The sequence below is a fragment of the Arsenophonus endosymbiont of Aphis craccivora genome, assembly GCF_013460135.1.
In the GTDB taxonomy this organism is placed as follows: Bacteria; Pseudomonadota; Gammaproteobacteria; order Enterobacterales; family Enterobacteriaceae; genus Arsenophonus; species Arsenophonus nilaparvatae.
The window spans coordinates 1,719,024-1,736,200 of sequence record NZ_CP038155.1 but is presented as its reverse complement, the minus strand read 5'-3'; the positions used below and the strand labels follow the sequence as shown (position 1 = coordinate 1,736,200).

The window sequence follows — 17,177 nt, the reverse complement described above, 5'->3', positions numbered from 1 at the left end:
GAAATGTACAGCTAGACTATTCTCTGTAACCAACTAAATCACACGTGAAAATTGGCATTGACGCATTGTGTTGCGCAAATAAATATCAAAACACATACATATATTACGAATTAATAATCGGACTTTAGGGGTAATTTGTAGCTGTCTTTGACCAACAATCACCAAACCATCTGCTATCATCGGTTGTAATAACTGTAAATCTGCAGAAAAGTAATTTTTAAAATCAATCTGATAGCAATCTTCAATTTGACCATAATCTAAATGAAAATTGCAGATCAAAGTTTTGATGACATCACGTCGAATACAGTCATCCTGTGTCAAAGATAAACCTTTCCACAATGCATGTTGATGATTTTCAATGGCCTGATAGTAGGCGCTTAAATCTTTTTGATTTTGTGCATAATGATCGCCTAACATGCTAATTACTGACACGCCAAGTCCGAGTAGATCACAGTTTTGCTGAGTGGTATAGCCCTGAAAATTACGATGTAAAACCCCATTACGTTGTGCAATAGCCAGTTCGTCGTTAGGTTTAGCAAAATGATCCATACCAATAAATTGATAACCATTTTGTGTTAAGGTGAAAATCGTTTGCTGCAAAATAGCCAGTTTTTGTTCCGCTGTCGGTAAATCTTGCGGTTTTATTTTGCGTTGTGCAGCAAAGAGAGCCGGTAAATGGGCATAATTAAACACACTTAAACGATCAGGCGAAAGGGCTAATACTCGCTCTAAAGTAAAAGCAAACGTTTCCGCTGTCTGTTTCGGTAAACCATAAATCAAATCGATACTGGTAGAAATAAACCCCGTGCCTCTGGCTCGTTGAATCAAAGCGAAAATAAAATCTTCATCCTGCTGGCGGTTAACTAAATGCTGTACCTGTTTATTAAAATCCTGTACGCCCATACTCAAGCGGTTAAAACCCTCGTAGCGCAAGTGATCAATAACATCCAATTCTATTTCTCGCGGATCAATTTCAATTGATATTTCGGCATCAGTGGCAAAATGAAACTGTGATTTCAACATTGCCAATAGTTGGCTGATCTGGGATTTACTCAAATAGGTTGGTGTCCCACCGCCCCAGTGCATTTGGGTAACAGTACGATTAGTAAATAATTTCGCTTGTTCTATGATCTCTTTTGCTAAAATCAGCAGATAGTTATCTACTTTATGTTTATGACGAGTAACCAACTTATTACAGCCACAGACATAGCACAGTTTATGACAAAACGTAATGTGTACATAAAGAGACAGCGGTCTGTCAGGATAGCGACTGGCAGCAATAGCAAAATCACTATCACTGTAGTGTTGATTAAATTCTAACGCAGTAGGATAAGAGGTATATCTGGGCCCAGCATAGTTATATTTTTGAATGAGGGAAAGATCCCAAATAATACCCTGCTCTGACATATTTTTATCCTTCAATAATAACTATCTGCTATCTTATAGCCAGACTCACATTACTGTATTTGCTGCCACTATCTTAACTGATGAGATATTATCATAAGATGATGTAAATGGAATAATCATCCAATTAATCAAACTATTTAAGATCAGTAATATTGATAATCAAAGATAATTATTAATAAATTATTTATGATTAATCAGTAATAAATATTACTATTTTATTAGGCAGTAACACCCATTTTTACTATTAAATAGTTGAAACAAACAATGCTTACTTCCCTTTTAAAAGCCGCATAATATCATCTGGTTTATCATCATCTTCTTCGTCATCAAGCTCAATACCAACTATTTTTAGTAAAGTATCAATGCGATCCAATTTACTATCGACATAAGTCATTTCATCTTTGGCCAATGTTTTACCTTCTTCAAGATCAGTTAATAACGGGGCCAGACGTTCATCATTTTCCAATAATAGGCTTTGTTGAATAAATCAGAATTAGCCGCCAGGATGGCTCCCTCTGCTACAGCTGTTATCCGATCCTGACGCTGTGTGGCATACCCAACAACGTCATACGGTTCAGCGCTTTGACCATCGCCATTGCTTCACCTACCTGAGCCTCATAGTCACGCAGGCTCAGATGGCCACCCAGCAAAGTTTTTATGCGGAACATCGCTGTTTCTGCCACTGAACGCCGGTGATAACCCACTTTCTTTTTCCACATATCATTACTCCTGCTCAGACGCTGATTCGCCACCGCATGGTTACGTTCATGGTACTTATCCGGCCAGTATTTCGCTCCGCTTCGCGGCGGGATAAGGGGCCTGATTTTCTTTCTTAGCAACGCATCGTGGCAGTAACAGGCGTCATAAGCACCGTCTGCTGACACTTCCCTGATTTTCCGGTGGGTTTGGTTAATCAGGCCCGGCAGTGCCTGCGCATCTGTCGTTCCGCTGAGCGATAAGTCGGCACAGATAATCTCATGAGTCACACTGTCTGCTGCCAGATGAAGCTTGCGCCACACTCTTCGTCTGTCAGCCCCATGCTGCCTGACTTTCCATTCACCTTCGCCAAAGACCTTCAGACCGGTACTGTCGATGACCAGATGCGAGATTTCACCACGCGTTGGCGTTTTTATGCTGATGTTGACGCTCTTTGCTCGTCTGCTGACCAGCGAGTAGTCCGGACAGCACAGCGGCAAAGACATGAGTTTAAAAATCGAATCAACGAAGCCCTGTAATGCCCGGAGCGACAGGTTAAACACACGCTTCATCATCAGGACAGTGGTAACAGCCATATCGCTGTAGTAAAGCGGCCGGCCACGACCTTCAGGCGAAGAACTGTCAGTCCATCCAGCGATGGCCGACTCATCAAGCCAGACCGTCAGGGAACCGCGTTGTCTGAGTGCCTTGTTGTACGCGGGCCAGTTGGTAATTTTAAACTTTTGCTTTGCCATGGGGACCTGATGTTGAAACGAATTTAGCGATCAGCTCCGCCAATCACCTAAAAGTTCGATTTATTCAACAAAGCCCCAATAATACCTACTCTTCTGCGGGTGATAATATTGATTTTTCTACCTTGTTTATTTTTTGCTTGTTGGTATTTAAGGCTTTTTCTTCTTTAGCATCTATGAGTAGAGGGATCGGTTTCTTACTACCAATGCGCGGATCTTTATCCATTGATGGATAATTGTTATTTTGTGCATTAGATCTTTCTTGATAACGACTACCTTCTATATGGCCGTGCTTTTTTTCTGTTTTTTTCGTTCACGACTGGCTAAGTTTAGCTATTCACGATTTTTTTTCATCTTATTAGCTGCTTTTTTCTTATGCTCCGACATAACGGGTTTTCTCTCATTGCTGATTTTCAATTCTATATTTAACACAATAATATGATATGTGGATGACTTATACTAGATACGGTAAAATTAGAATAAATAAAAACTTCGATATAATAATTATCGAAGTAATGTAAATAAATTATTCAGTTATTTATCAATGCTATTACACATCAACCAAAATAATTTTTGCAATAAATAACAGCGAAACAATAACGACTGCCAAACCAATTTCACGCCACCGTCCTGTTCCTATTTTCCTGACACAGTAAGCAATAAAACCTAACGCGATACCTTCAGTGATGGAAAAACTAAAAGGCATCATAACCGCTGTGATAAAAGCGGGTACTGACTCGGTTAAATCATGCCACGCAACACGTGTTATACTCGATGTCATTAAGACACCAACATAGATCAGTGCACCAGCTGTTGCATAGACGGGTACCATATTAGCTAGCGGTGAAATAAAAATTGTTAATAAAAATAGCGCGCCAACCACAATTGCGGTTAATCCAGTACGTCCACCTATCGCAACTCCAGAACTACTTTCAATATAGGCAGTTACTGAAGATGTTCCCATTGCGCTGCCTGCGACCGAACTTAAACTATCAACATAAAGCGCCTGTTTCATCTGCGGAAATTTACCTGTCTTATCAGCCAAACCCGCTTTATCGGTAACACCAATTAAGGTTCCTGAAGAATCAAACAGGTTAATCAGCATGAAAGAGAAAATAATGCCAGACAAACCAATATCTAATGAGACAATCATATCAACATGTCCAACAACCGTCATGATGCTAGGTGGTAGCGCAAAAACACCATTATATTGGACATCACCGATAATCATCCCAATCAGCGTGGTGATCACAATAGAAACAAGCACCGCAGCATGAATATTGCGCGCCGCTAACACGACAATGATAAAAAATACCAAGATCCCCAATAACACATTCGATTGAGAAAAATTACCAATCGCCACCAAGGTATCTGGATTAGCAACAATTATGCCAGCATTTTTCAATCCCATCATGGCAATAAATAAACCAATACCACTGGTAATACCAACCCGTAAGCTTAAAGGGATATGCGCAATGATCCAGTAGCGAATATGAAAAAGTGTTAAAAGAAATAAACCAACTGCTCCCCAGAAAATTGCTCCCATAGCCACTTGCCAGGAATAGCCCATAGCACCAACAACGACAAAAGCAAAAAAGGCATTTAATCCCATCGCAGGAGCAACAGCAACCGGTAAATTGGCGACGAGCCCCATCATAATACTACCTAACGCTGCAACCAGGCAGGTAGTGACAAAAACAGCTTTAATATCCATTCCCGCCATTGATAGAATTTGTGGGTTAACAAAAACGATATAAACCATTGTCAAAAACGTCGTCAATCCGGCAATGATTTCTGTTCGAACTGTCGTGCCATGTTCATGTAATTTAAACATGCGCTGAAGCAGACTCTGTCGTCTGATCGGATCTGTTTTGTTCATATATTTAGCCTAATAAAAAAGTTTTTTTGCTCCATCCTACAATAAAATTAATCCAAATAGTTAATTATAAAACAGAAAAAGGAAAACAATATCTGACATAATTATGCGAATGAATATTCAACACAGTCATTACGTTGAAATAAGGCTTCGTGGAATCAAAAAGAGAGTGATATAAATACCAACGAATCAACCACTCATGTTACCAATCTTTCACTTACCTCTAAAAAGGCACTAGAAACAAACCAACTGATTTGGTTGCTTGCCTGATAATAGAGCCTGTGACGACCGATTTTTTTCTAAACGACGTAAGATTTGATTTGCTATCAGCTCAAGTGAAAAACACATAATGAAATAGATTCAAGCAACAAATAGAAAAATTTCCATTGGATAAATTATTTCTCGATTATTTATTTGAGTGGCTAAAAATGATAATTCTGCCACTCCCACAATATAAGCCAATGAAGTATCTTTAATTAATGCAATCCACTGATTAATAAAAGAGGGGATCATAATCCGTAACGCTTGTGGCAATATAATATTCCACAATACCGCCCAACGGGTAAAACCTAGCGACATCCCCGCTTGCCATTGCCCTTGACCTATAGCCAAAATACCTGCTTTTACTCCATGGGCTAAATAAGCTGATGTGATCAAAGCTAAAGCACAAATTACGGTCGTCAATTCAGGAATATCCGTACCTAGTAAAACAGGTAATAAAAAGTAACTCCAGAAAATTAACATGATGACAGGTATAGCCCGAAAAAAACCTAACACAGCTGCCAGTAAATTTGCCGACCAACCATTTAACATCGCCAATGAAATTCCACCAGCAATACCGAGAAAAATAGAGATAATTCCTGCTAATAAACTTATTAACAGAGTCAGTGCTGCACCTTCTAAAGGGCCATCAGGAAATGTACCAAATAACAGATAGCGCCAATTTTCAGCAATCACTGTAAAATCCATGTTAATATCCCTTTATTAATAGACGCTGCTGACGCCATTGTCCCCAAGCTTCCATCAGGGCAATAATGGCAATATAAAGAATTGTCGCCACACCAAACGCCGTAAAGGTTTGTAAACTTTGACTTTCAATCTGACGAGCAACATAAGAAAGCTCCGCAACACCAATTGCCATAGTTAGGGAAGAATTTTTTACAATATTCATATACTGCCCCAATAAAGGCGACATTGCGATTTTTAGCGCTTGGGGTAAAACCACATAACGCATGGATTGCCAGCCAGATAAACCTAATGCTAATGCAGCAAATTTTTGTCCTTGCTTTACACCATAAATACCGGCTCTTAATTCTTCAGCAATAAAAGGCGTAGATTAGAGAGTTAAGCCAATCACACCTGCCAAAAATTCAAATGATGGCCATGCGAGATTAATATCGAGAATAGCCAGCTGATGTGGTGTATTTAGCCATTGCATAACTGATTCTGGTAATATCGTTCCAGCAGCAAAGTACCAAAAAAAAGCTGTATTAATAATGGCGTATTACGAAATAGTGAAATATAACTAATTGCTAACCAACGCAAAAATACGGTATGGCTATCTATAGCAGCAACGACCACAAACCCTAGCAGGGTTGAGGCGACTATGGCACAAAATGAGATCCAAATAGTAATGAGCAAGCCCTGCCAAATCCAATCAAGATATTCAGGGGTTAATAGCTGGCTAGAGAAAAAATGTTCAAACATTTATGCAACCTATTTATGATGAAGCACTCATTTAGGTATTTTTAGGCTTTGTTGAATAAATCGAACTTTTAGGTGATTGGCGGAGCTGATCGCTAAATTCGTTTCAACATCAGGTCCCCATGGCAAAGCAAAAGTTTAAAATTACCAACTGGCCCGCGTACAACAAGGCACTCAGACAACGCGGTTCCCTGACGGTCTGGCTTGATGAGTCGGCCATCGCTGGATGGACTGACAGTTCTTCGCCTGAAGGTCGTGGCCGGCCGCTTTACTACAGCGATATGGCTGTTACCACTGTCCTGATGATGAAGCGTGTGTTTAACCTGTCGCTACGGGCATTACAGGGCTTCGTTGATTCGATTTTTAAACTCATGTCTTAGCCGCTGTGCTGTCCGGATTACTCGCTGGTCAGCAGACGAGCAAAGAGCGTCAACATCAGCATAAAAACGCCAACGCGTGGTGAAATCTCGCATCTGGTCATCGACAGTACCGGTCTGAAGGTCTTTGGCGAAGGTGAATGGAAAGTTAGGCAGCATGGGGCTGACAGACGAAGAGTGTGGCGCAAGCTTCATCTGGCAGCAGACAGTGTGAATCATGAGATTATCTGTGCCGACTTATCGCTCAGCGGAACGACAGATGCGCAGGCACTGCCGGGCCTGATTAACCAAACCCACCGGAAAATCAGGGAAGTGTCAGCAGACGGTGCTTATCACGCCTGTTACTGCCACGATGCGTTGCTAAGAAAGAAAATCAGGCCCCTTATCCCGCCGCGAAGCGGAGCGAAATACTGGCCGGACAAGTACCATGAACGTAACCATGCGGTGGCGAATCAGCGTCTGAGCAGGAGTAATGATATGTGGAAAAAGAAAGTGGGTTATCACCGGCGTTCAGTGGCAGAAACAGCGATGTTCCGCATAAAAACTTTGCTGGGTGGCCATCTGAGGCTGCGTGACTATGAGGCTCAGGTAGGTGAAGCAATGGCGATGGTCAAAGCGCTGAACCGTATGACGTTGTTGGGTATGCCACACAGCGTCAGGATCGGATAACAGCTGTAGCAGAGGTAGCCATCCTGGCGGCTAATTCTGATTTATTCAACAAAGCCGTATTTTTATTAAAAATAATATCTTTTTACTTTTCTAATGGTGCAAATTTAAAATCACCACGAGGTAGTGCTGCTTTAGTTTCTGGACCAAACCAACGATTATAAATTATTTCTGCCTGACCATTTTTTTCTAATTTCAATAAAGTATTATTTACCGCTTTAATCAAATTCGTTTCACCTTTAGCCGCTGCTAATGCCTGATATTCACGTGTAAGACTAAAAGGTGAGATCTCATAATCTGCTTTAATTTTTGCCGGTAAGTTACCCAATACACCAATCAGTTTGGCATCATCTGGCGTAATAGCTTGTACATTACCATTTCGTAATGCAGCAAAAGCAAGCGGCGGGGTGTCATCGTAAGATATTACTTTAGTATTAGGATATCGTTCACGTAGAGTAATTTCCTGCACGGTTCCTTTATCTGCACCGATACGCAAAGGAATAATATCATCAGCCATTTTTAATACCCCAATACGTGCGATAAATTTCTGCCCAGTAGCAAAATCAGGAATTGAAAACTCAACTTGTTTAGCACGTTCGTTGGTGATGGTAAAATTAGCACCAATCAGATCCACTTTACCTGCTGTCAATAGCGGTATTCGATTCGCTGGATTAGTTGGACGCAATACTAATTTAACACCAAAATCTTTAGCAATCGCTTCTGCAATATCAATATCAATATCATAACCCACCAATTTTTTAGTTTTAACATCAATAAAACCAAAGGGAGGATTACTATCAAAAACAGCAATACGGATCCACACCGGCTTTTTTGATACTTTCCAATTTATCTGCTTTTGCCAACCCGGTAACCAATGCTAATGTGACAGATAATACAGTTGCAATAAGATTGAATTTCATTTCACTATTACCTTGTACTGTCAAATTTTTGTATATTTATGTTTATTAGAGTCAAATTATCAATTCACAGTTAGAACATGAAATAATATAAAAATCTATGGTTATTCCAAAAAGGAATAACCATGAGCTAAAAATAATCATTCAATAATCGCTGAAATGCGCGTTAATGACCACCCTTAGTTAGCATTTTTTCTACAAAATCCCCACCTAAATGCCGGAAATCTTGCCCTTTTAAATAATAGAAAATAAATTCACAAATGTTTTGGCAACGATCACCTATTCGCTCAATAGAGCGCGCACAAAACAACGCTGTTAATACACTAGGAATCGTGCGAGGATCTTCCATCATATAAGTCATCAGTTGGCGAACAATACCTTCATACTCTTCATCAACCTTTTTATCTTCAAGATAAACGCCAATTGCCGCATCCAGATCCATACGGGCAAATGCATCCAACACATTATGTAACATTTGAATAGTATGCCCGCCTAAAGCTTCCAGACTAACAAGTAACGATTGATGTTGCTCAGAAAACTTTTCCAACGCAACCTCACAAATCTTATCAGCAACATCACCAATACGTTCAAGCTCAGCAATGGTTTTTGAAATCGCCATAATTAAACGTAAATCACTGGCAGTCGGTTGCCGCTTAGCAATAATGCGCACACAAGCCTCATCAATCGCCACGTCCATAATATTGACTTTTTGATCATCCTCTATCACTTTTTTTGCCAAATTCTGATCTTGGTTATGTAAAGCTTCAATGGCATTTTTAAGTTGCTCTTCTACCAACCCACCCATTTTCATTAATTCAGTGCGAATATGCTCCAACTCAGCATTAAACTGGCCAGAAATATGTTTGTTGTAATTTAGATTATCCATTATAATACCCTATATTAACCGTAGCGGCCAGTAATATAATCCTCAGTCTGTTTTACTGTAGGTGTGGTAAACAAAGTATCTGTATTATTAAATTCAATCAGCTCACCTAAATACATAAATGCTGTATAGTCGGAGCAACGTGCGGCTTGCTGCATATTATGTGTGACCATTACCACGGTATATTCCGATTTCAGTTCACTTATCAACTCTTCAATACGTCCTGTTGAGATAGGGTCAAGTGCTGAACAAGGCTCATCTAATAGTAATATTTCTGGCCGGATCGCGATGCCACGAGCAATGCACAACCGTTGCTGCTGACCGCCTGATAAACTATAGCCACTATGCGAAAGTTTATCTTTCGTTTCATCCCAAAAGGCAGCTTTAGTTAACGCCCATTGAACACGTTCATCTATTTCAGCGCGAGAAAGTTTTTCAAATAAACGCACCCCAAAAGCAATATTGTCATAGATTGACATCGGAAATGGTGTTGGTTTTTGAAAAACCATACCTACTCTGGCGCGCAATAACGCAATATCTTGTTCATCGGTCAAAATATTAGTGCCATCCACCAAAATTTTACCTTCAGCATACTGCTCAGTATAAAGCGCAAACATCTTATTAAATGTACGTAACAGGGTAGATTTACCACAGCCTGAAGGACCAATAAAAGCCGTTACCTTATTCTCTGCAATATTTAATGAAATGTTTTTTAGCGCATGGAATTTGCCATAGTAGAAATTCAAGTCACGAACTTGAATTTTACCTTCTGCCATGTCATTAACTTTAATCATCAATTTGTCTCTTAAGTTTGTCATCTGTTACTAAAGAACTAATATTTTTTCTTGGCAAATAATACACGCGCTAAGATATTGATTAACAAAACACATAAAGTAATCAATAAAACACCTGCCCAAGCCAATTGCTGCCATTCTGAGAATGGACTCATCGCAAATTTAAATATGGTTACTGGAAGATTAGCAATCGGTTCACTGAGATCTGTACTCCAGAACTGATTGGAAAGTGAAGTAAACAACAAAGGCGCAGTCTCACCAGCAATTCTCGCAATGGCGAGTAATACTCCGGTAATAATCCCTGAAACAGACGCTTTTAAGGTAATTGAGGCTTTGTTGAATAAATCAGAATTAGCCGCCAGGATGGCTCCCTCTGCTACACCTGTTATCCGATCCTGACGCTGTGTGGTATACCCAACAACGTCATACGGTTCAGCGCTTTGACCATCGCCATTGCTTCACCTACCTGAGCCTCATAGTCACGCATCCTCAGATGGCCACCCAGCAAAGTTTTTATGCGGAACATTGCTGTTTCTGCCACTGAACGCCGGTGATAACCCACTTTCTTTTTCCACATATCATTACTCCTGCTCAGACGCTGATTCGCCACTGCATGGTTACGTTCATGGTACTTGTCCGGCCAGTATTTCGCTCCGCTTCGCGGCGGGATAAGGGGCCTGATTTTCTTTCTTAGCAACGCGTCGTGGCAGTAACAGGCGTCATAAGCACCGTCTGCTGACACTTCCCTGATTTTCCGGTGGGTTTGGTTAATAAGGCCCGGCAGTGCCTGCGCATCTGTCGTTCCGCTGAGCGATAAGTCGGCACAGATAATCTCATGAGTCACACTGTCTGCTGCCAGATGAAGCTTGCGCCACACTCTTCGTCTGTCAGCCCCATGCTGCCTGACTTTCCATTCACCTTCGCCAAAGACCTTCAGACCGGTACTGTCGATGACCAGATGCGAGATTTCACCACGCGTTGGCGTTTTTATGCTGATGTTGACGCTCTTTGCTCGTCTGCTGACCAGCGAGTAGTCCGGACAGCACAGCGGCAAAGACATGAGTTTAAAAATCGAATCAACGAAGCCCTGTAATGCCCGTAGCGACAGGTTAAACACACGCTTCATCATCAGGACAGTGGTAACAGCCATATCGCTGTAGTAAAGCGGCCGGCCACGACCTTCAGGCGAAGAACTGTCAGTCCATCCAGCGATGGCCGACTCATCAAGCCAGACCGTCAGGGAACCGCGTTGTCTGAGTGCCTTGTTGTACGCGGGCCAGTTGGTAATTTTAAACTTTTGCTTTGCCATGGGGACCTGATGTTGAAACGAATTTAGCGATCAGCTCCGCCAATCACCTAAAAGTTCGATTTATTCAACAAAGCCGGTAATTGATAAAATCATTTTCCATTTTGGTGCACCTAAAGCATAAGCTGCCTCACGTAAATTATCTGGCACCAGTTTTAGCATATTTTCCGTTGTTCGAATAACAATCGGGATCTGTAACAAGACCAGAGCAATAACACCTGCCCAACCAGAAAAATGCTGCATTCTGGCAACGATAATCATATAAACGAATAATCCAACCACAATTGATGGCGCAGACAGCAAAATATCATTAATAAAACGAATTATTTCTGCCAGCCAAGAAAGACGTCCATATTCAGCCAAATAAATACCCGCCATAATGCCAAGGGGTGTGCCTAACACCGTAGCCCATAAAACCAGCAAACCACTACCTACAATCGCATTGGCTAATCCACCACCGGTAGAATTTGGTGGTAGCGTCATTTCAGTAAATAAACTCCAGGACATGCCTTCAACCCCTTTGGTTAACGTTGTAAATAAGCTCCAAATTAACCAAAACAGAACAAATGCCATGGTGATCATCGAGAGCAACAGTGCAATCCGATTTTTTTGTCTCCGCCATGCCTGACGACGTTGACGTTGTTTAATATCAATAGTTTTTGTTGTATCTGCCGTCACCATGTTAGCGCCCTTCATTTTTGGCTAAACGCATAATCATCAATTTAGAAAACGCAAGCACGATAAAAGTAATAACAAATAAAATTAAGCCTAACTCCATTAATGCAGCGGTATGTAATCCACTTTCCGCTTCAGCAAACTCATTTGCCAACGCAGAGGTAATACTATTTCCTGGCATGAAAAGTGAAAAGCTATCTAGCTGATAAGTATTACCAATAATGAAAGTGACTGCCATTGTTTCCCCTAAAGCTCGCCCTAACCCTAACATCACACCGCAGATCACACCATTACGCTTATAGGGCAATACGATATGCCAGATAACTTCCCAAGTCGTGCAGCCAATACCATAAGCAGATTCTTTCATCATAACTGAGGTCTGTTCAAAAACATCCCGCATCACTGAAGCAATATAAGGAATAATCATAATTGCCAGGATCACGCCAGCAGCTAAAATGCCGATACCTAAAGCCGGGCCTGAAAATAATTCACCAATAATTGGTATACCTGCCAAAACGTTACCAATCGGCTCTTGAAAATAAGTGGCAAATAGTGGCGCAAAAACAAACAATCCCCACATGCCATAAACAATACTAGGTATGGCCGCCAATAATTCAATCGCAATACCTAACGGGCGCTTTAACCAATTTGGTGATAATTCTGTTAAGAATAAAGCTATGCCAAAACTGACAGGCACTGCAATGATCAATGCAATTAACGACGTTACTACCGTGCCATAAATGGTCACTAACTCACCAAATTCCTGGGCAGGAACATCCCAATCCTTTGACCAAAGAAAAGAACAGCCAAATTTTTTGATACTTGGCCACGATGCAATAATCAAAGAAATAATAATTCCACTTAACATTAACAGTGTAATTAGTGCAGCTAGTTTAACGAGAGCACCAAAAATAATATCACCTTTTTTTCCCGGTGCTTTATATGTCGTTAACTTCTCAGCCATTGTTTTTTCTCATTTTAATCCCCTTATATAACAAGTGGATAATCGTTCATTTATAATAGAGCGCGATTTTTGCTATCAGCTGATGCCACACTCAATTCAATATACAGAATTACCATTAGCGTCTTTTATATTACTGTTCCATGCCGCCCTAATATGGGCCACAACTTCGTTCGGCAAGGTAGCATAAGCCAAAGCCTTAGCCTGTTCAGCGCCTTTATCGTATGCCCAGTCAAAGAAGGCGAATATTGTTTTCGCCTTCTCAATATTTTTTTGTTCTTTATGTAATAAAATAAAAGTAGCAGAAGTAATTGGCCAGAAATTTTTGCCTACCTGATTAGTCAGATCTTGTGCAAAGGTTTTAGTCCAATCAGCTTTTTTAGCAGCGGCACTAAAACTACTGGCTGTTGGCGACACCGCTTCTCCATCAGCAGAAATTAATTTGGTATAAGCTAATTTGTTCTGTTTAGCGTAAGCATATTCTACATAGCCAATAGCACCAGGCAGACGCTGAACAAAGGCAGCAACACCTTCATGACCTTTTCCAGCAATGCCAGTTGGCCATCTAACCGTAGAACCCGTGCCAATCTTACTTTTCCAATCAGCATTCCCCTTAGCCAGATAACTGGTAAAAACAAAAGTCGTTCATGAACCATCAGCACGGCGAACAACGGTAATATTTTGTGCTGGCAATGCTAAACCTGGATTTAATTCAACAATTTTTGGGTCATTCCATTTTTTAATGTTACCTAAATAAATGTTACCCAATGTTTTGCCATCTAATATCAATTGTCCAGATTGAATACCTGAAATATTGATTGTTGGAACAACACCACCAATCACAGTTGGAAATTGAATGAGTCCTTCTCGATTGAGTTTTTCATCACTTAAAGGCGCATCTGAAGCACTGAAATCGACCGTTTTAGCTATAATCTGTTTTACCCCACCGGATGAACCCATCCCCTGGTAGTTAATCTGATCGCCGGTCTGTTTTTGGTAACTATCTGCCCATTTTGCATAAACTGGCGCGGGACATGTGGCACCAGCGCCAGTAAGGCTTGTTGCCGCAAAAGCTGACATGGCCGTCAAAGAAAACATGGCTATGATATTAACGATGATAGAACGCATCAATTTCATAATCTCTCCTATTTGAGATGAAAGAGAAACAAATTACTCTGTTAATTGTAGCGAGTTAAAAAATACGAGGAAAAAATAGGTTAGTTAGATGACAGAAAGATGTATTATTTATGACAGTTTTATGACTGTTAAATAAATAATCAATTTATTTAAAAATATAGCCTTATATATCGATATAATAAATTTTCAAAATCAAAGAATTATATGATTTCATAAAATATAATAAAATTTCTGTTAAATTACGGCTAAATAAAAATATAGCTTTTTATTTTTACATTAATGGTAAAGTTGCCCGTATAGATAACCCTCCCCGTTTACTTTTATCTATAATAATTTCACCATCATGAGCATCAATAATTCGGCGAATAATTGCTAATCCTAGTCCTGTACCACCATTACTTCTTGCCCTTTCACCTTGCACAAAAGGTTGAAAAAGATGTTGAATACTTTCTTTTTTAATTCCTGCTCCATCATCCTCAACCTGAAACCAGGCATGATCTTTTATCACATCACTACTGACTTTTACCCAACCATTCCCATAGCGGATGGCGTTAACCAGCATATTGGTTACTGCTCGTTTTATGGCAATTACATTAGCATTAATAATGATAGGTGATGAACTAATCTGCGTCTCAATATTAGACAGGAAACTACTCTCAGCATTAACAGCGTCAAGTAGGACTTTGTTCAAGTCACAAAACTCCATGTTCATTTCCCTGCCTGTACATATATAGTCCATGAACTGCCCAATGATAGCATTACACTCTTCAATATCTTTGTTAATTGATTCTGCTAGATATTGATCCTTTTCATTCATCATTTCTGTTGCTAAACGGATCCGGGTTAACGGAGTTCTCAAATCATGACTCACGCCTGCCATTAATATCGTTCTATCATTTTCCAGCATTTTTATTCCTGACGACATACGATTAAAAGAGCGGATGACATAACGTATTTCTAATGAACCTTCTTCCTTGATTGCTGGAACCATGACACCTTTTCCCATTTGCTTGGCATAGCTTTCTAATACAAATAATGGTATACTCTGATAACGAATATAAAGCCATGTAACAGCAAAAATGGTTAAAAAAATAGCCAATGTATAACGAAATACAACGGCGAACTGATTCTGTCCTATTTTAGTTAAAGGCAGTCTTATCCAAACATTTGGGGCAAGATAAGAGTTTAACCATAAAAAAGGATGATCTTTGGCAATTTCAAGACGAACATCCGCCTTGCCACCCATATATTCCGCCATCTGCTGGCTTAATTCCTCATAATGTCTTGCCCAACGTAAGCCTTTTGCCATAGCACGCGACTCGGTATAAAAATTAATACCCAGTTCTTTATAGATTTTCTTCTTAAATGATGGCGGCATTAAAATTGCATTTCCATCTTGCAATTCAATTTTCTCTGTTAATAACGTATGCACTTCATAGGCTAAGACTTTATTAAGCTGCTGAAGACTCGGCATTACAACAAAATTAAGCACAACTAAATAGCTGGTGACTAAACTAGCAAACAGTAAAGTAACAATAACAAATAATGAACGATAAAACGTGTTACGTCTGGAAAAACGCAATCGTTTCATGCTTTACTACCATCTGGTACAAATACATAACCCAACCCCCAAACCGTTTGAATATAACGTGGATGAGTAGGATCATCCTCAATCATTCGACGAAGACGTGAAATCTGCACGTCTATCGAACGCTCCATCGCACTATATTCACGCCCTCTAGCAAGACTTATCAATTTATCACGAGATAGAGGCTCACGTGGATATGAAACCAGCACTTTTAAAACCGCAAACTCACCGCTGGTTAATGGCATAGACTCATCATCTTGAAACATTTCCCTTGTTCCTAGGTTTAATTTGAATTTACCAAATCGAATCACCGCCTCGTTCTGTGCCGGCGCACCCGGCAGCTCATTTGCCTGACGTCGTAATACGGCGCGAATACGAGCCAATAACTCTCTAGGATTAAATGGTTTAGGTATATAATCATCCGCTCCAATTTCTAATCCAACAATCCGATCTACTTCTTCACCTTTTGCTGTTACCATAATAATTGGGATAGGATTATTTTGACTCCTTAAACGACGGCAAATAGATAAGCCATCTTCACCGGGTAACATCAAATCCAGTACAATCAAATGAATAGATTCACGCATCAAAATACGATCCATTTGCTCAGCATTGGCGGTACTACGAACTTGAAAACCCTGTTCAGTTAAATAACGCTCCAGTAAAGAGCGCAAACGCATATCATCATCCACAACAAGAATTTTATGATTTTCTTGCATTTTTTGACTCCACAAATATTTTTAAGATCCCTATATATAGTGTCTGAATAACAAATAAGACAATAATAATATAACTAATTCCTATTAGGCTTTTTTAGATTAATATTTACATTTTATTGATTTTTTTAATTTTATATCATTTACAACTCAATTCCTTGATAATTAATATCCAATAAGTAAGAATACCATTTGGCGTATTCACCGTAACTTCATCATCAATTTGTTTACCTAATAATTCCCTTGCCACTGGTGAATTAATAGAAATCCATTTTTTAGCCGGATTAAATTCATCTGTTCCAACTAAACGAAAAACTTTAATACCACCATTTTCATCTTGTAGTTTTACCCAAGCTCCAAAATAAACTCTACCTTCCTGCCGAGGATCGGGATCAACTATTTTTAATACTTCAAGACGTTTAGATAAAAATCGAATACGTCGATCAATTTCTCGTAATCGCTTTTTACCATAAATATACTCCGCATTCTCTGAACGATTACCAAGCGCCGCTGCCTCTGATACAGCTTGAGTGACTTTCGGCCGCTCCTCACGCCAAAGAAACTTCAACTCTTGTTTGAGGTTGTCCCACCCTTCACGAGTAATATAATTATTTTTCACAATAAAAACTCAGTATGATTAACCTTAATTTAAACTAATTACTATATATAATTCAAAAAAAGTTTTCGTTCACTACATCAAGTTCTAATATCCAAATATAATG

The 17,177-nt window shown here is 39.8% G+C and carries 12 protein-coding genes and 7 pseudogenes; 1 reads left to right on the top strand and 18 read right to left on the bottom strand.

Annotation, left to right across the window (positions count from 1 at the left end):
* Positions 1 to 33: 33 nt before the first annotated feature.
* From hemN to E3U36_RS08820, 7 genes and pseudogenes are all read right to left on the bottom strand, one after another.
* Positions 34 to 1,407, bottom strand: coding sequence for an oxygen-independent coproporphyrinogen III oxidase (gene hemN, locus E3U36_RS08850; RefSeq protein WP_180816281.1), 1,374 nt, complete (start codon positions 1,405 to 1,407; stop codon positions 34 to 36).
* 268 nt (positions 1,408 to 1,675) lie between these two features.
* Positions 1,676 to 1,873 carry a GTPase-activating protein gene (locus E3U36_RS08845; RefSeq protein WP_238337437.1) on the bottom strand — a complete coding sequence of 66 codons (198 nt, stop codon included), beginning with the start codon at positions 1,871 to 1,873 and terminating at the stop codon, positions 1,676 to 1,678.
* A gap of 61 nt (positions 1,874 to 1,934) precedes the next feature.
* Entirely contained in the window at positions 1,935 to 2,858 is a 924-nt protein-coding gene (locus E3U36_RS08840) for an IS5 family transposase (RefSeq protein WP_180815966.1), read from the bottom strand.
* 85 nt (positions 2,859 to 2,943) lie between these two features.
* Complete coding sequence (locus E3U36_RS13265) at positions 2,944 to 3,138, bottom strand: GTPase-activating protein (RefSeq protein WP_180817603.1); 195 nt, start codon at positions 3,136 to 3,138, stop codon at positions 2,944 to 2,946.
* A gap of 267 nt (positions 3,139 to 3,405) precedes the next feature.
* The gene (locus E3U36_RS08830) at positions 3,406 to 4,734 is read right to left on the bottom strand and encodes an NCS2 family permease (RefSeq protein ID WP_180816280.1); all 1,329 of its coding nucleotides are present in this window, start codon (positions 4,732 to 4,734) and stop codon (positions 3,406 to 3,408) included.
* 231 nt (positions 4,735 to 4,965) lie between these two features.
* A pseudogene (locus E3U36_RS08825) lies at positions 4,966 to 5,700 on the bottom strand (amino acid ABC transporter permease).
* A 1-nt stretch (position 5,701) separates the two neighbouring features.
* Positions 5,702 to 6,438, bottom strand: a pseudogene (locus tag E3U36_RS08820) (amino acid ABC transporter permease).
* A 119-nt stretch (positions 6,439 to 6,557) separates the two neighbouring features.
* Between E3U36_RS08820 and E3U36_RS08815 the strand changes: the two are divergent.
* Positions 6,558 to 7,481, top strand: a pseudogene (locus E3U36_RS08815) (IS5 family transposase).
* An 82-nt stretch (positions 7,482 to 7,563) separates the two neighbouring features.
* On the opposite strand, the pseudogene E3U36_RS08810 reads toward E3U36_RS08815, so the two are convergent.
* From E3U36_RS08810 to greB, 11 genes and pseudogenes are all read right to left on the bottom strand, one after another.
* Positions 7,564 to 8,398, bottom strand: a pseudogene (locus E3U36_RS08810) (transporter substrate-binding domain-containing protein).
* A 163-nt stretch (positions 8,399 to 8,561) separates the two neighbouring features.
* Positions 8,562 to 9,281: a phosphate signaling complex protein PhoU gene (gene phoU, locus E3U36_RS08805; protein WP_180816278.1), complete on the bottom strand. Its 720-nt coding sequence runs from the start codon at positions 9,279 to 9,281 to the stop codon at positions 8,562 to 8,564.
* Positions 9,282 to 9,295: 14 nt separating this feature from the next.
* Positions 9,296 to 10,072, bottom strand: coding sequence for a phosphate ABC transporter ATP-binding protein PstB (pstB, locus tag E3U36_RS08800; RefSeq protein ID WP_180817602.1), 777 nt, complete (start codon positions 10,070 to 10,072; stop codon positions 9,296 to 9,298).
* Between the two features lie 38 nt (positions 10,073 to 10,110).
* Positions 10,111 to 10,404, bottom strand: a pseudogene (gene pstA / locus E3U36_RS08795) (phosphate ABC transporter permease PstA); the annotation flags it as partial.
* A 53-nt stretch (positions 10,405 to 10,457) separates the two neighbouring features.
* On the bottom strand, positions 10,458 to 11,381 hold the full coding sequence (locus E3U36_RS08790) for an IS5 family transposase (RefSeq protein ID WP_180816277.1): 924 nt from the start codon (positions 11,379 to 11,381) through the stop codon (positions 10,458 to 10,460).
* Between the two features lie 75 nt (positions 11,382 to 11,456).
* A pseudogene (locus tag E3U36_RS08785) lies at positions 11,457 to 12,074 on the bottom strand (ABC transporter permease subunit); the annotation flags it as partial.
* A complete protein-coding gene (gene pstC / locus E3U36_RS08780) occupies positions 12,061 to 13,017 on the bottom strand; it encodes a phosphate ABC transporter permease PstC (protein ID WP_180816276.1) in 957 nt (318 codons plus the stop codon). The gene pstC and the pseudogene E3U36_RS08785, both read right to left, overlap by 14 nt.
* Before the next feature lie 96 nt (positions 13,018 to 13,113).
* A pseudogene (gene pstS / locus E3U36_RS08775) lies at positions 13,114 to 14,151 on the bottom strand (phosphate ABC transporter substrate-binding protein PstS).
* Between the two features lie 271 nt (positions 14,152 to 14,422).
* Entirely contained in the window at positions 14,423 to 15,742 is a 1,320-nt protein-coding gene (gene envZ / locus E3U36_RS08770; protein ID WP_180816275.1) for a two-component system sensor histidine kinase EnvZ, read from the bottom strand.
* Positions 15,739 to 16,458: an osmolarity response regulator transcription factor OmpR gene (gene ompR / locus E3U36_RS08765; RefSeq protein ID WP_180816274.1), complete on the bottom strand. Its 720-nt coding sequence runs from the start codon at positions 16,456 to 16,458 to the stop codon at positions 15,739 to 15,741. The genes envZ and ompR overlap by 4 nt, the downstream gene beginning before the upstream one ends.
* 136 nt (positions 16,459 to 16,594) lie before the next feature.
* Complete coding sequence (greB, locus tag E3U36_RS08760; protein WP_180817601.1) at positions 16,595 to 17,077, bottom strand: transcription elongation factor GreB; 483 nt, start codon at positions 17,075 to 17,077, stop codon at positions 16,595 to 16,597.
* Between the last annotated feature and the right edge of the window lie 100 nt (positions 17,078 to 17,177).